This window comes from Nitrosomonas eutropha, from assembly GCF_900116685.1.
Taxonomy (GTDB): Bacteria; Pseudomonadota; Gammaproteobacteria; order Burkholderiales; family Nitrosomonadaceae; genus Nitrosomonas; species Nitrosomonas eutropha_A.
Genome location: NZ_FPBL01000001.1, coordinates 1 through 12,245 on the forward strand (window position 1 = coordinate 1; position 12,245 = coordinate 12,245).

The following is a 12,245-nucleotide window of genomic DNA, read 5'->3' on the forward strand; positions in this document are numbered from 1 at the left end:
CAGCGAACATCGGTTGAATACTCAACCTCACCATCAGGATCAACCCTGAACACACGACCATCATTGAGGACAGGTAAATCGCCACCGATATAATCTTGGCGGATGGTCGCGTAGTCGATGAAAACCGGAGAGATTTCCATGACTAAAAACGACCAAAAGTCTCAACAGTGAGACTAACTTTACGTGTTACTGGAACGTAAAGTCTTTTTCGCCCATCGCGCCCCCTTCCCTCAATCGTCGCTAAAGCTCCTCTTTCGGTCTGGAATCGCTCAGTCTCATAATAGAAATCAAGAACGGTAAGAAGGTTAAATATCTGGCCGGGCGGCAGCGAGTTTGTATCGTCAAGCGCAGAGAGGTAGCAGCGGGCGGCGAAGTGATTACCGGGTTTGGTGATGTTGCGCAGCAGAAAGCCGAAAATACTGTACTGCAATGACAATTGATTAAGTGCCGGATATGGCGTAATGCTTGATTCTATTGACATTTCCCCTTCCCATAATAACCTTGTTGCAAACGAGGCTATTGTTTGATGTAGAATAAACAGTTGGTAATTAAACAGTTAATATTCAAACTGTTCTCGGGGAAAATACCAGTTAAAATTCAAACTGTCAAAGAGAAAAGAAAGTGGACATCAAAACATATATAGAAATAGGTGAGAAAAAGGCCGGAAAGCAAATAGAACTGGCTCGAATACTGGGAGTAAGGGACAGTACGCTAAGACTTGCAAAGACAGGGCACGCTGGACTACCAGCAGCAATTTGCTACCAATTAGCGGAATACATCGGGGAAGAAATCGGAAACGTAGTCGCAGCCAGCAACCTAGTTACCGAAAAAGACGAGAAAAGAAGAAAAGTGTTTGAAGACTACCTGAAGAAATCAGGAGAAAACGCAGCAAGGATGATCGTAGGCGGACTTGTCATTTCCATATTGTCAATGACGCCGCAAGGCCCAGCAGAAGCGGCTTCAAACGGAAAAATTTACGAGAATGTAAATTATACGAAATTGTATGTCCATGTTGCTGGCATAAAAACACCGGAGGATTTTCGTTATGTTAAGTCCAAATTGATTGCTGTTTTCTTGATTCTTGGCTGCTCCGAATAGAACAGGATTATTTGGAGCAGCTTGAGAAATATTTGATTATTCAGAGTTTATTTTACACGACTGCGATATTCGCGTGTACGGGTATCAATTTCGATCTTGTCACCGATTTCACAAAACAACGGTACCGGCAATTCGAAGCCAGTGACAATTTTAGCTGATTTCATTACCTTACCTGATGTATCACCTTTGATTGCGGGTTCAGTGTAGATAATTTCGCGTACGACAGAATTCGGCATCTCAACCGAAATAGGTTTGTCGTTATAAAACACAACTTCGCACGGCATGCCGTCTTCCAGAAAACTGAGTACATCACTCATGGTTTCTTCTTCAACTTCATACTGATTGAACTCGGCGTCCATAAACACATACATGGGGCTGGCATAATACGAGTAGCTCACTTCTTTTTTCTCCAGCACGACAATATCAAATTTATCGTCTGCCTTGTACGCTGCTTCACCAGGCGATTCTGTCAGCAGATTTTTGTATTTCATTTTCACAACCGAGGAATTACGCCCGGATTTGGTGAATTCAGTTTTCAGCACAACCATAGGGTCTTTGCCGAGCATAAACACATTGCCTACACGAAGTTCTTGAGCTGTTTTCATCTATTCTAATCAATATAAGTCAAGGAAAAAAAAGGATATTATACTTTGACTTCCTTGGTGCAATGAAGAAATAACTACCGGTTTCTGCAAAAATTCACTAGATTGGAAGCCAAATCAGGGGCCTGAGCAAGCTGTTCAGCCCAGGCTATAGCATGTTGCTGCAACGCCTTGTGATATCGCCAGAAATTATCCCAGTCCAGCTGTTCATTATTATTCCAACCTTGATGCAGTGCTCGCAGCGCCTTAGCTGCCTCTTGGACCAATCCCTGACAATAAAGATTCAGAAAAGCCTCAAGTTTGGGAAGATGCGCATCTTCCTGCTGCAGATAAATTTGCCAGATTACCGGCCGTGCTGCCCATTGCGCACGCATAAAAGAATCCTCGCCCCGCACAAAATTACAATCGCACCCCCACAATAAACGGTCATAATTTTCTTGTGACATAAAAGGAATCACCTGCAACACTAGATTACCGCGCTGCACGCTATCCCCTGCTATCAGGTGTGATTTTCCTGCCCATGTGGCCGCTTGTCGCGAGGCCACACCTTCCGGCAACAAACATCGCACAGGTGAAGTTGAAGTAACCCATGCTTCCAACAAATGGCCAACTGGCGCATGGTCATAGCAAAATAGGGAAACGATAGTTTCGTCAGAAGCAGGAACAGGAATACCCAGTTCATACCACAGTTTTTTCGGATCAGATTGCAGGGAATCGCGTTGTGTAAACAACCCTGCCTCCCGTATCACCCCCCCAGTTGCCGCAGCAAAACCAGGAAAAAAGAAATATTTGGTCAATGGCAGACGCGGATGTGGTGAAGCCAGCCTGTGGCAGCCTTCCACCCATGATTCAGCAGATAAGTACTCCAGGTTGATCCACATGCACTCCGCCCTCTCTTTCGTATCCGCAGAATCTGCAGCCTGGGATGGAGCCGCAGCCATCGCCGTCACATAATTGGCTGGTAATTCACAGCCGAACGCCTCAATCACGACATCTGCCGGAACAAGATCCGGAAACGGCTTAGCCCAATGTAGAATCTGTATGTTCCGGATATGCTGAACTGTCAGATTGCTATCAATCTCCGGATAAATTCGCTGTAATGACCCTAAATCATCCACCAGCAAACGCACTGTCATGCCAAATTCTGTAGCCAACTGACATGCTAGGCGCCAGCAAACGCCAACATCGCCATAGTTATCAACGACATGACAGAAAATATCCCAGCGCACCATTTTACTTTTCTTCAACCAGATAAGTTGCAGCATTACCTTGTTTGACATTCCGGAAATTTCCCGATACGTTCAGTTTTCATCAAACGAATCACCCCTTACCTTCCATTTATCTTGCTGTTTCTGCCGGAAATATGCCAATGAAAATTACCTTTTTCAGCACCCAACCGTATGACCGTGAATCATTCCTCAAACATCAAGCCGATTCGCGCCTTGAACTTGTTTTTCTGGAAGAAAAATTGACCGAGCACACTGTATCTCTCGCCAGAGGAAGTGAGGTGGTTTGTGTTTTCGTCAATGATATACTCAATGAAAATGTCATTCGCCAGCTTTCTCAATTGAATATCCAGCTCATCGCCCTGCGCTGTGCCGGCTTTAATAACGTGGATCTCAAAGCAGCTCGGGCGTGTAATATCAAGGTAGTACGGGTTCCGGCTTACTCCCCTCACGCTGTGGCAGAACATGCACTGGCAATGATCATGACGCTTAACCGTAAAACGCACAAAGCGTATAACCGTGTCCGCGAACATAATTTTTCGTTGAACGGCTTGCTTGGTTTCGATCTCTACAAAAAAACAGTAGGCGTTATTGGTACCGGCCATATCGGGGAAGTATTTTGCCGCATCCTGCACGGCCTGGGCTGCAACATCCTGGCCTGTGATCCGATAAAAAAATCTGCTGTGGAAGCAATGGGCATTCCGTATGTCTCCACGAGCGAGCTCTTCCCCCAATGCGATATTCTCTCGCTGCACTGCCCACTGAATGAAGCAACGCGCTATCTCATCAACAGCGAAACAATTGCACAAATGAAAGCAGGTATCATGCTGATCAACACCAGCCGTGGCGGGTTGATCGACACCAAAACCGTGATCGCCGGGTTAAAAACAGGAAAAATCGGTTATCTGGGTATTGATGTCTACGAACAGGAAGCCGATCTGTTTTTCCAGAACCTCTCTGAACAGATCCTCCATGATGACACTATCGCCCGGCTCATGACCTTTCCCAACGTCCTGATCACTGCACACCAAGGGTTTTTCACCCAGGAAGCACTGGATCAGATTGCCCTCACAACACTGGATAACGTAAGGCAGTTTATAGAGGGAGAGGTGCTAATTAATGAAGTCGGTAAAAATAATGGATAACTTTTCAATATCCGCCTATGGTTTGTATGGGAGTCAATATACTGCAAGGCTTCGAATGCCATCGGCCTGCAACTTGATTAGAAATTGTGGTATCAAAAAAATGGATAAAAAATTTCCAATTACAATAGCCGGAAAGACAGCGCTGCAATGAGGGTAGGCAGCAATGCAAACAGCAGTAATCTGAATGGGTGCACTGCTTCATCATCGAAGTAGTTGCGCAGAATAGTTACCCCTGCCGGGTTCGGGGCATTGGCAATGACAGTTAAACCGCCTCCTGTCACTGCTCCACTGGCCAGGGCATATTTATGGCTGTCGGATAACCCTTCAACCAGTGAACCCAGATAGGTCAGCGCAGCGTTGTCAGTAAAAGCGGTCAGAATGGTTGCACCCAGAAACATCTGATCACTGGTCATACTCATCAATACCGGCTGCAGCCACCATTGCTGCTGGCCACCCAGTACCACCAGCCCAGCCAGAAAAAAAGCCACCAGTAATCCTTCACGCAAGATTAAACGATCCTGATAATGCTGATAGGCATGAGCAATTCCCAGAAAAAAGAGGAACAGCCCCATAAACATCGCGGGATGGTGAGAAAAAATCACGATACCTACGAGAAAAGCCAGATGGATACATGTCAGGGCAAACGGAACAGTATCACTACGGTTACTTTCTGTTTCTGGCAGCAATCGCAGTTCTTCGCGGAACAGCAGTGTCGTACATAAGGCATTTATAACAACGGCAACAACTGCTTTCCAGCCGAATGTTGACAGCATGAACATGGTATCCCAGCCCCATTTTCCGGCTACCATCAGAATCGGAGGAGCGGCAAAGTGTGTGAGTGTGCCACCAATAGAAATATTCACAAATAGCACGGCCAACGTGGCGTACTTCATATGTGTGGTAATACCCTTCACGAAGATACGTTCTGCCAGGATCAGTGCAGCCAGTGTCATGGCCGCCGGCTCGGTAATGAATGAGCCGAGCAAAGGAACCAGTGTTAACACGGTAAAGTAAAATCCCATGCTACCCGGCAAGGGTATGATACGGGCGAAAAAATCCACAGCAATCGTTGCTGTCCGCAGGATTGGGCGAGTTCCAGCGACCACCATAATGGCAAACACGAACATCGGCTCAGTGAAATTGCGTGAATCAATGTAATGTATTGCTGCTTTTTCACTATCGGCAATAAACAGCATGACAACCAGTACCATCGCCCAGAAGCCAAACACCACTTCCACTTCACCCAGCAAATGCCACAGCCCGGCGTGAGTCGGCTGGATAGAGGCCAATCGCTTGAAAAAACCGGTAGTAAACGTGTGCAAAATAGCCAGGACAAACAATATCGTACCCATCAACTCCACAGCAGTCGGTGTCATCATTTTCGTATCATGGGCGTTATACGCCTTGCTTTAAACTGGCTTCGATAAACACATCTAAATCCCCATCCAGCACTGCCTGGGTATTGCCAATCTCGATATTGGTGCGCAAATCCTTGATGCGGGATTGATCCAGAACATAGGAGCGAATCTGGTGCCCCCAGCCGATGTCAGTTTTGGAATCTTCGACGGCCTGCTTGGTTTCATTGCGCTTTCTCAATTCCGCTTCATACAGGCGGGATTTCAACACTGTCATAGCATCGGCACGGTTCCGATGCTGAGAGCGTCCGCTCTGGCATTGAACAACGATCCCGGTTGGAATATGCGTGATTCTGACAGCTGAATCAGTTTTGTTGATGTGCTGCCCACCCGCCCCGGAAGCGCGATAGGTATCCACTCGCAGATCCGCCGGGTTGATATCGATTTCTATACTGTCATCTACTTCCGGATAGACAAATACACTGGCAAAGGAAGTATGCCGACGATTTCCTGAATCAAAAGGAGATTTACGTACCAGCCGGTGAACACCGGTTTCCGTGCGCAAGTAACCATACGCATATTCACCGCTTACTTTAATTGTCGCACTCTTGATACCGGCCACATCACCGGGAGATTCTTCCAGCAATTCCACTGCCAGGCCACGTCGTTCACAATAATGTAAATACATTCTTTCCAGCATCGATGCCCAGTCCTGTGCTTCGGTTCCACCAGAACCGGATTGAATATCAATGAAACAGTTATTGGGATCCATCGGATCTGAAAACATCCGGTGAAACTCCATTTCTTCCACAGTTCTGGCAAGTCCCGCTACATCCTCGGAAATACTGTGCAAAGTTTCATCATCGCTTTCTTCCTGAGCGATCTGCAGCAATTCATGCGCATCCTGTAACTGGCGATCAATCGATTGCAGGGTAAATACGATATTTTCCAGGGATTTTTTTTCTCGCCCTAATTCCTGGGCACGTGCCGGGTCATTCCAGATGGCAGGATCTTCAGATTGACGCTCAAGCTCTGTCAGTCGTACTTGCTTGGCATCAAAGTCAAAGATACCTCCGTAAAATTTCACCCCTGTGCTTTAAATCATCCACCTGTCCGGTCAGAGCATTAATGTGTTCAGCTTCCATGGCAGTATCTCACCCAAAACCGTTGATTATACTGCAAGTCGAATTGGTACATAAATCAAGGATAAGCTTCCTTGGCTCTTTTAGAGATAACCCATAATTTTGAGCAAGTTTAACTTCTGGCTCCAACCAGAATTTTGCTTCCCCGTTTTGTCCATGAACATGGATCTGTATTCTGGGCTCCTCTCTGGAAAAGAAATAAAACTGGAATCAATAACATTTGACGGTTTGCTCTTAATTTTACAAGACTATTATAAAGACCTATAATTTGGTCTTGTTATTCCTCTTAATCTTCTGATCAAAGCCATGCCAAATAAAATACTTACTGAAATTGCAGCCAGTATCTCCGAACTTAAAGCCAACCCGATGAAGGTCGTGGCCAGCGGCAAAGGCATGCCCATCGCTGTGCTAAACCACAACGAACCCGCTTTTTACTGCATACCTGCCGCTGCCTACGAAGCAATGATAGAACTACTCGATGACATCGAACTACTAAAAATTGTGAAAGAGCGTATAGACGAACCCAGCGTTAAAGTCTCGCTCGATGACCTATAAACTGGAATTTAAAAAATCTGCCCTTAAGGAATGGAAAAAGCTCGATCGTACTACCAAAGAACAATTCAAGAAAAAACTCAAGGAAAGATTGGAAAATCCTCATATACATTCGGCAGCTTTGTCTGGAGCCAAAAACATATACAAAATCAAATTGCGGCGACTTGGCTACCGCCTCGTGTATACCGTTGAAGATCAAACGATTACAGTAACTGTCATCGCTATTGGCAAACGCGACCGCAATGAAATTTACGCTATCGCTTTATCACGATTGCGTAGCAAATACTGAAATGCAAGCATAGGATGACGGTAAAAAGATCCCGTCTTTGTGGAGTAACTTGTCATTGCGAGGAAGCATAGCTGACGTGGCAACCCAGTAGTTGGGAAGCAATCCAGCACAACTATTACAACAGAGAAAATCAGTAATTTTGCGCATTATTATTACCGTGGTTTTCAAATCATTGCGCTGCTAATGGTTTAAAACCAAGGAAGCTGGAATTAGTTAACATCTCTGATAGCCTATTTATTCAAGATCTGGCCCCGGTTTCCGCACTTTTCAGCGAAATATTAAAGGGCTCGTGGAGATTCTTTAATACAGCTGGTGAATGGCAGAAAGTGCGAAAGCAACACCCGGAAATGCTTTTAGCAGCTTGCCATCCATTGTTACCAGCTTTGCGCCCAATTTCATCGCCAGCGCGACAAATTCACAGTAATAAGCTGAACATTCGCTGTCACGCACCAACTCCAAAACGCTGAATGAATCTACCTCATACTCGGCCCCAGCGAGTAAATCTTCTGCCTCGCGCTGGAGATGATATGCCTGTGAGAATGTCAAACTTCCACGCCTGAGATACCCGGTCAAAATGTTTCTGAATTCACTTCGCCATAAAACCGGCGCTGCCCAATCAGCGTCATGTTCAAATAACGCTTCTGCAGTGGCAGTGTATTCGCCGGGCAGGTAAAAATACGCCAGCACATTTGAATCCACGACGATCATGGGCGTCCCTGCTTTTTCATGATGTCAATATCGTCTGCTTGAAATTCTTCAACATTCAACTTGGCGCGTAACTGACGAGCGCGTGCCAATCGCTCTTTCGAAGAAATCCTGGTTGACATGAGCACAGTCTCAAGGCACATGATAATTTCACTGTTGAGGCTGCGACGATTCGCCTTTGCGACAACTTTGAGCCGCTCATACACCTCATCCGGAATATTTTTCAACGTTAAGGTTGTAGACATAGCACTTTAAATTCCATCATTAAAATAAAACCATAATGGTTCCATTCTATATTCAACCTACTGATTCCACAAGTAAACAACTGGCATTAAACCACCTGATTTCCGTAAAAACCTGTTCAATATCTCACTAAAGGGCGCATTACGACGTTGAAATCGAACTCAAAATGCTCACATACTTCAACAAGTATGCTCCGCTTTTTTGTTCAATTTTATCTTGCACTGCATCCCTTGATCGAGACCTTGAACAAATTCTTAGGCACTCGATATTTATTCGCACCATCAAGCAGTAAATACTTCCTTGTAAATGGAGATATAACAAAACCCATTATTCAGTAAGATTTGAATTAAACAACTTCATGAATAAAATATTGTAATCTTCCATTCTGATTACGCCTTGCTTACCCAATCTCAATCAGTTTCTTTCAAATTTCAGAAATAAGGTTTCGAGCACTTTGCTGGTGTTATAGCTGAATCGCCACATTGCTTTGCTCCTCACGAGAATGGAAAAAAGTCGTCCTTGCGAGAAGGCGCAGCCGACGAAGCAATCCAGAATGATTAAAGATGCACCGATCGGCACTACAGACATATCTTGGCTGAGGAAGGGAAAACGTGATGTAAACCGCAGAAATTATCAGATTATTCAGATCTGAGCACCGGTTCTTCAGTCCAACTTCAAAGTAGATTAAAAAGCAGTTTCCAGAGAACCCGGAGCCGGGTCTGTTCAACAATCGGTTCATATCGTGGGTTGCTTCGCGATCACGGCATAACTGTTCTCATCAGAATGAAGCAGCAAGCCAGTCAGGAAACCGTGGCTTCTCTCCTCTTGTTTCCCGCTTTCCTTACGAATGCTTGAGATCGCGATAGAAATTTTCGTGCGGCCCGACTGCTTCGAGATACACCAGATACACAGCCTCATCGATACTGTAGCCGAGCAGATATAACTGATTTTGGCTGTGGAATTTATAGACCAGGAGCTCCGCCAGATCCCCTTTTTTGCGCTCACCTATTGCCGGCCTGGCTGCCACGACCTCAATCGCGGCATCAACGTTCCGTGCGACATTACCGTGTAATTTCTTATAGGCGCGGGCGAATCTCCGGGTTTGCTTAACCCCGTAGCTCATCAGCGGCCGACCGGGGTACAAAATCTGTAGCCTCGCTGCGAGGCTCGGCCATCGAAGCCAGCGATTCAGCGATAAAACTCACCGGTAGATCAGGATTATCCAGTGCAACACGCCCCACCCTGGCCCAGTACTCGATCTGACCGGCGATGGTACGGTGCTCAACCAGAGCCTCGCTGCGTGCCTGTTCATACAACGTCTGATCGATGCGAATAGATATTGAAGTATTCATAATAACCTCCATGTTTGCCAAAATACTCACTATCATCATCTTACTACAAATGTGGAAAAGCTAAGTTTGGAGGCTGGATTGCTCCGCACTTTTGGCATATCGCAATGATAAAACGGCTATCTTTCAATCTTTCAATCTTTCAAAGTCAGATCCGGGATCAATAATACTTGTTATATTTATTTTCTTGATTCGCGACCTGGCCCCGATCTCCACTATCGGGCCTTTGCGTATGTAATAAACTCGATAGCAGGGGCCATGATCACAACACGACTTTAATCGTCAAGCATGTGCCAATGGCTGAATTTTCGCAATTTCGCTCTCTATCGTCCGCGCAGCATCCCACAGATCCACTGCGCCTTGTGCGTTAATCCAAAATTCTGCCGAATTACCAAAAAATCGCGCTAACCGAAGCGCCATTTCAGGACTAACAGCACGCCGTTTACGCAGGAGTTCATTCACAGATTGGCGTGACACCCCAAGCTCTTTTGCCAAAGCCGAAACCGACAAATTGTAGTCCGGAAGAAAATCCTCACGTAGCATTTCACCCGGATGAGTCGGCCTGCGCTTCATCTTGATTGAATTTGGAACACTCATGGTTTCTTCCTTTCAGTGATAGTCGCAAACCTCGACATCGTAAGCATCACCTTCCACGAATCGGAAGCAAATATGCCACTGATTATTTATTGAAATTGAATATTGCCCTTTCCGATCACCACCAAGTACATGGAGGTGATCGCTCGGTGGAACTCGCAAATCTTCGAGGCAAGTCGCCAACTCTAGCTTCCGACTTGCGCGCTTCACGCATAGCCGACGAAGCAATCCAGCTCAACTGTTACAACAAGGGGAATCAGTAATTTTGTGTATTATTATTACCGTGGTTTTTGAATCACTGCACCGCTGATGACTTAAAAACCAGGAAAACTGGAATCAATAGTATTTGGCAACTTGTTTTCTTCATTCAAGATCTGGCCCTGGTTTTCTATGCAGGTGCTAGAGGATGCGCAAATCGGCGCATCAGGCAGGTTAATTCACATGAGCAGGCTTAATATGAAATTTCAAGTCAAGCGCTTGATAACCTTAATAACTGTAGAAAATTCCGGATTGCCGTCAGGAGATAAAGCCTTATAAAGTCCCTCACGAGTCAGGCCAGTTTCACGAGCAAGCCAAGTCATTCCACGGGCACGTGCAATATCACCTAATGCAGCACGAATGAGACTACCATCCCCCGGATCTTCTTCCGCACAGGCTTCAAAATATAACTTTATATCTTCATCTGTTTTGAGCAGCTCCACCACATCCCAGCGGGAAAAATTTTCAGCCATAAATTACTCCTTCCACTCTTTCGCAATTGTGATCGCACGCACAATATCTGCATCCTGGGTAGATTTATCACCACCAGTCAGCAGCACGATAACTATTGGACCTTTACGCATGTAATAAACTCGACGATTCAGGGAAAATCGCAAAAAGCTGTCCTTGCGACTGCGAGCGTAACGTGGCAGGAAGTAACTGTGGTTTCTGAATCAGATTGATACCACGATCCGCACTGAAAATGTCCTAAACCTGATGACAGGGTAACCAGATGCACTATTCAGTGGAAGCGTGCGAAATTAAACCAGTACGATCTATTAATGGAAATTGTTCCGGATGCAAGAGAGATTCAACAGCCAGATCTATATCCAGATCAGGCCAATAAAGATGGTGTGGTGAAGGAAGCTCAACATTTAGTAATTTTCCGATCGAGGCTTCCCTAAACCAGGGAAACTCTTTAAATGGCACAAATATTTCCTGATCAAATATCAGCAACCAGAAACCGTGCTTTGAAACATTGGTCACCTCAACTGTGGAAGTGTCTGCGCCAGGCTGTATGGATGTCATATTCATATTCCTTAATCAAGGATAAAGCTTCGCTCAGCTCTTTTGGAGATAGCCCATAATTTTGAGCAAGTTTAACCTCTGGCTCCAGCCAGAATTTTGCTTCCCCGTTTTGTCCATGAACATGGACATGTATCCTGGGCTCCTCTCTGGAAAAGAAATAAAACCGGAAGCCACCTTCTCGAAATATAGTTGGACTCATAAAAATGATACAACGTTTGCGTGTTTTTGACGATCCAGAATCAGAAAACTGGAATCAATAACATCTGGCTGCTTGTCTTCTTGACTCAAGAACTAGCCCCAGTTCTCTAAATCTTTTTATGTAATGTAACCAAGTGCGCGCCACTTTGTTACGATTTTTTCAATCCCGTCGATATAATAAATATTGCAAGTTTCTATTACATCTTCGGTTCCTGTCCAATTTAGGAAGATGTACGTCATGATATTCCTCGCGAAAGCGGCAAAAAACCGTCCTTGCGAGGAAGTATGACCGACGAAGCAATCCAGCTTTTTTGTTGCTGTTACTGTTTGTTTCTGGATCACCACAGCCTTGTCAGGCTTCGTGATGACGGTAAAAAGACCCCGTCTTTGCGGAGTAACTTGTCCTTGCGAGGAAGCGTGGCTGACGTGACAACCCAGTAGTTGAGGAGTAATCCACAAT

At 45.4% G+C, this 12,245-nt stretch carries 18 protein-coding genes and 1 pseudogene; 4 read left to right on the forward strand and 15 right to left on the reverse strand.

Annotated elements, in window-relative coordinates; all coding sequences use genetic code 11:
* Positions 1-142 precede the first annotated feature (142 nt).
* Positions 143-481 (reverse strand): hypothetical protein, encoded by a 339-nt coding sequence (locus tag BM331_RS00005; protein ID WP_074925692.1) that lies wholly within the window; start codon positions 479-481, stop codon positions 143-145.
* Between the two features lie 140 nt (positions 482-621).
* On the opposite strand from BM331_RS00005, the gene BM331_RS00010 reads away from it, so the two are divergent.
* Positions 622-1,098 carry a hypothetical protein gene (locus tag BM331_RS00010; protein ID WP_074925694.1) on the forward strand — a complete coding sequence of 159 codons (477 nt, stop codon included), beginning with the start codon at positions 622-624 and terminating at the stop codon, positions 1,096-1,098.
* A 47-nt stretch (positions 1,099-1,145) separates the two neighbouring features.
* Here BM331_RS00010 and efp read toward each other — a convergent pair whose 3' ends face one another.
* Positions 1,146-1,703: an elongation factor P gene (gene efp, locus BM331_RS00015; protein ID WP_074925697.1), complete on the reverse strand. Its 558-nt coding sequence runs from the start codon at positions 1,701-1,703 to the stop codon at positions 1,146-1,148.
* 74 nt (positions 1,704-1,777) lie between these two features.
* Positions 1,778-2,980: an elongation factor P maturation arginine rhamnosyltransferase EarP gene (gene earP, locus BM331_RS00020; protein WP_256214741.1), complete on the reverse strand. Its 1,203-nt coding sequence runs from the start codon at positions 2,978-2,980 to the stop codon at positions 1,778-1,780.
* An 89-nt stretch (positions 2,981-3,069) separates the two neighbouring features.
* Here earP and BM331_RS00025 point away from each other — a divergent pair, with 89 nt between their 5' ends.
* Entirely contained in the window at positions 3,070-4,071 is a 1,002-nt protein-coding gene (locus BM331_RS00025; RefSeq protein ID WP_074925700.1) for a 2-hydroxyacid dehydrogenase, read from the forward strand.
* 119 nt (positions 4,072-4,190) lie between these two features.
* Here BM331_RS00025 and BM331_RS00030 read toward each other — a convergent pair whose 3' ends face one another.
* The 3 genes and pseudogenes from BM331_RS00030 to BM331_RS00040 form a co-directional block, all read right to left on the reverse strand.
* On the reverse strand, positions 4,191-5,447 hold the full coding sequence (locus BM331_RS00030) for a putative Na+/H+ antiporter (RefSeq protein WP_074926754.1): 1,257 nt from the start codon (positions 5,445-5,447) through the stop codon (positions 4,191-4,193).
* 19 nt (positions 5,448-5,466) lie between these two features.
* Positions 5,467-6,571, reverse strand: a protein-coding gene (gene prfB / locus BM331_RS00035) for a peptide chain release factor 2 (RefSeq protein WP_143100907.1) whose coding sequence is annotated in 2 segments (ribosomal slippage) — positions 5,467-6,489 and positions 6,491-6,571 — 1,104 coding nt in all. Because the reading frame shifts where the segments join, the coding sequence is not laid out codon by codon here.
* A 9-nt stretch (positions 6,572-6,580) separates the two neighbouring features.
* Positions 6,581-6,763, reverse strand: a pseudogene (locus tag BM331_RS00040) (DUF4160 domain-containing protein); the annotation flags it as partial.
* Positions 6,764-6,874: 111 nt separating this feature from the next.
* On the opposite strand from BM331_RS00040, the gene BM331_RS00045 reads away from it, so the two are divergent.
* Both BM331_RS00045 and BM331_RS00050 read left to right on the forward strand, forming a co-directional pair.
* On the forward strand, positions 6,875-7,123 hold the full coding sequence (locus tag BM331_RS00045; protein WP_074925711.1) for a type II toxin-antitoxin system Phd/YefM family antitoxin: 249 nt from the start codon (positions 6,875-6,877) through the stop codon (positions 7,121-7,123).
* Positions 7,113-7,409 carry a type II toxin-antitoxin system RelE family toxin gene (locus BM331_RS00050; protein WP_074925713.1) on the forward strand — a complete coding sequence of 99 codons (297 nt, stop codon included), beginning with the start codon at positions 7,113-7,115 and terminating at the stop codon, positions 7,407-7,409. Before BM331_RS00045 ends, BM331_RS00050 begins: the two co-directional genes overlap by 11 nt.
* Before the next feature lie 300 nt (positions 7,410-7,709).
* Here BM331_RS00050 and BM331_RS00055 read toward each other — a convergent pair whose 3' ends face one another.
* From BM331_RS00055 to BM331_RS00095, 9 genes are all read right to left on the reverse strand, one after another.
* Positions 7,710-8,117 carry a type II toxin-antitoxin system VapC family toxin gene (locus BM331_RS00055; protein WP_074925716.1) on the reverse strand — a complete coding sequence of 136 codons (408 nt, stop codon included), beginning with the start codon at positions 8,115-8,117 and terminating at the stop codon, positions 7,710-7,712.
* Positions 8,114-8,359: a FitA-like ribbon-helix-helix domain-containing protein gene (locus BM331_RS00060; RefSeq protein WP_074925718.1), complete on the reverse strand. Its 246-nt coding sequence runs from the start codon at positions 8,357-8,359 to the stop codon at positions 8,114-8,116. Before BM331_RS00060 ends, BM331_RS00055 begins: the two co-directional genes overlap by 4 nt.
* Before the next feature lie 839 nt (positions 8,360-9,198).
* The gene (locus BM331_RS00065; RefSeq protein ID WP_074925720.1) at positions 9,199-9,480 is read right to left on the reverse strand and encodes a type II toxin-antitoxin system RelE/ParE family toxin; all 282 of its coding nucleotides are present in this window, start codon (positions 9,478-9,480) and stop codon (positions 9,199-9,201) included.
* The gene (locus BM331_RS00070; RefSeq protein WP_074925723.1) at positions 9,464-9,709 is read right to left on the reverse strand and encodes a ParD-like family protein; all 246 of its coding nucleotides are present in this window, start codon (positions 9,707-9,709) and stop codon (positions 9,464-9,466) included. The genes BM331_RS00065 and BM331_RS00070 overlap by 17 nt, the downstream gene beginning before the upstream one ends.
* Before the next feature lie 279 nt (positions 9,710-9,988).
* Positions 9,989-10,303, reverse strand: a complete 315-nt coding sequence (locus BM331_RS00075; RefSeq protein ID WP_074925725.1) for a HigA family addiction module antitoxin — start codon at positions 10,301-10,303, stop codon at positions 9,989-9,991.
* Between the two features lie 12 nt (positions 10,304-10,315).
* Positions 10,316-10,510 carry a type II toxin-antitoxin system RelE/ParE family toxin gene (locus BM331_RS00080; protein ID WP_256214742.1) on the reverse strand — a complete coding sequence of 65 codons (195 nt, stop codon included), beginning with the start codon at positions 10,508-10,510 and terminating at the stop codon, positions 10,316-10,318.
* Between the two features lie 254 nt (positions 10,511-10,764).
* Entirely contained in the window at positions 10,765-11,031 is a 267-nt protein-coding gene (locus BM331_RS00085; protein ID WP_074456280.1) for an addiction module antidote protein, read from the reverse strand.
* 265 nt (positions 11,032-11,296) lie between these two features.
* Positions 11,297-11,587: a DUF2442 domain-containing protein gene (locus BM331_RS00090; RefSeq protein ID WP_074456279.1), complete on the reverse strand. Its 291-nt coding sequence runs from the start codon at positions 11,585-11,587 to the stop codon at positions 11,297-11,299.
* Positions 11,547-11,786 carry a DUF4160 domain-containing protein gene (locus BM331_RS00095; RefSeq protein WP_074456278.1) on the reverse strand — a complete coding sequence of 80 codons (240 nt, stop codon included), beginning with the start codon at positions 11,784-11,786 and terminating at the stop codon, positions 11,547-11,549. Before BM331_RS00095 ends, BM331_RS00090 begins: the two co-directional genes overlap by 41 nt.
* Positions 11,787-12,245: the final 459 nt, after the last annotated feature.

Bases quoted from the DNA above. Each gene is read 5' to 3' on its own strand.
- efp (WP_074925697.1), bottom strand. From the start codon at position 1,703: ATGAAAACAGCTCAAGAACTTCGTGTAGGCAATGTGTTTATGCTCGGC.
- BM331_RS00075 (WP_074925725.1), bottom strand. From the start codon at position 10,303: ATGAGTGTTCCAAATTCAATCAAGATGAAGCGCAGGCCGACTCATCCG.
- BM331_RS00025 (WP_074925700.1), top strand. From the start codon at position 3,070: ATGAAAATTACCTTTTTCAGCACCCAACCGTATGACCGTGAATCATTC.
- BM331_RS00060 (WP_074925718.1), bottom strand. From the start codon at position 8,359: ATGTCTACAACCTTAACGTTGAAAAATATTCCGGATGAGGTGTATGAG.
- BM331_RS00005 (WP_074925692.1), bottom strand. From the start codon at position 481: ATGTCAATAGAATCAAGCATTACGCCATATCCGGCACTTAATCAATTG.
- BM331_RS00095 (WP_074456278.1), bottom strand. From the start codon at position 11,786: ATGAGTCCAACTATATTTCGAGAAGGTGGCTTCCGGTTTTATTTCTTT.
- BM331_RS00065 (WP_074925720.1), bottom strand. From the start codon at position 9,480: ATGAGCTACGGGGTTAAGCAAACCCGGAGATTCGCCCGCGCCTATAAG.
- BM331_RS00055 (WP_074925716.1), bottom strand. From the start codon at position 8,117: ATGATCGTCGTGGATTCAAATGTGCTGGCGTATTTTTACCTGCCCGGC.
- BM331_RS00070 (WP_074925723.1), bottom strand. From the start codon at position 9,709: ATGAATACTTCAATATCTATTCGCATCGATCAGACGTTGTATGAACAG.
- BM331_RS00085 (WP_074456280.1), bottom strand. From the start codon at position 11,031: ATGGCTGAAAATTTTTCCCGCTGGGATGTGGTGGAGCTGCTCAAAACA.
- earP (WP_256214741.1), bottom strand. From the start codon at position 2,980: ATGTCAAACAAGGTAATGCTGCAACTTATCTGGTTGAAGAAAAGTAAA.
- BM331_RS00045 (WP_074925711.1), top strand. From the start codon at position 6,875: ATGCCAAATAAAATACTTACTGAAATTGCAGCCAGTATCTCCGAACTT.
- BM331_RS00030 (WP_074926754.1), bottom strand. From the start codon at position 5,447: ATGACACCGACTGCTGTGGAGTTGATGGGTACGATATTGTTTGTCCTG.
- BM331_RS00050 (WP_074925713.1), top strand. From the start codon at position 7,113: ATGACCTATAAACTGGAATTTAAAAAATCTGCCCTTAAGGAATGGAAA.
- BM331_RS00090 (WP_074456279.1), bottom strand. From the start codon at position 11,587: ATGACATCCATACAGCCTGGCGCAGACACTTCCACAGTTGAGGTGACC.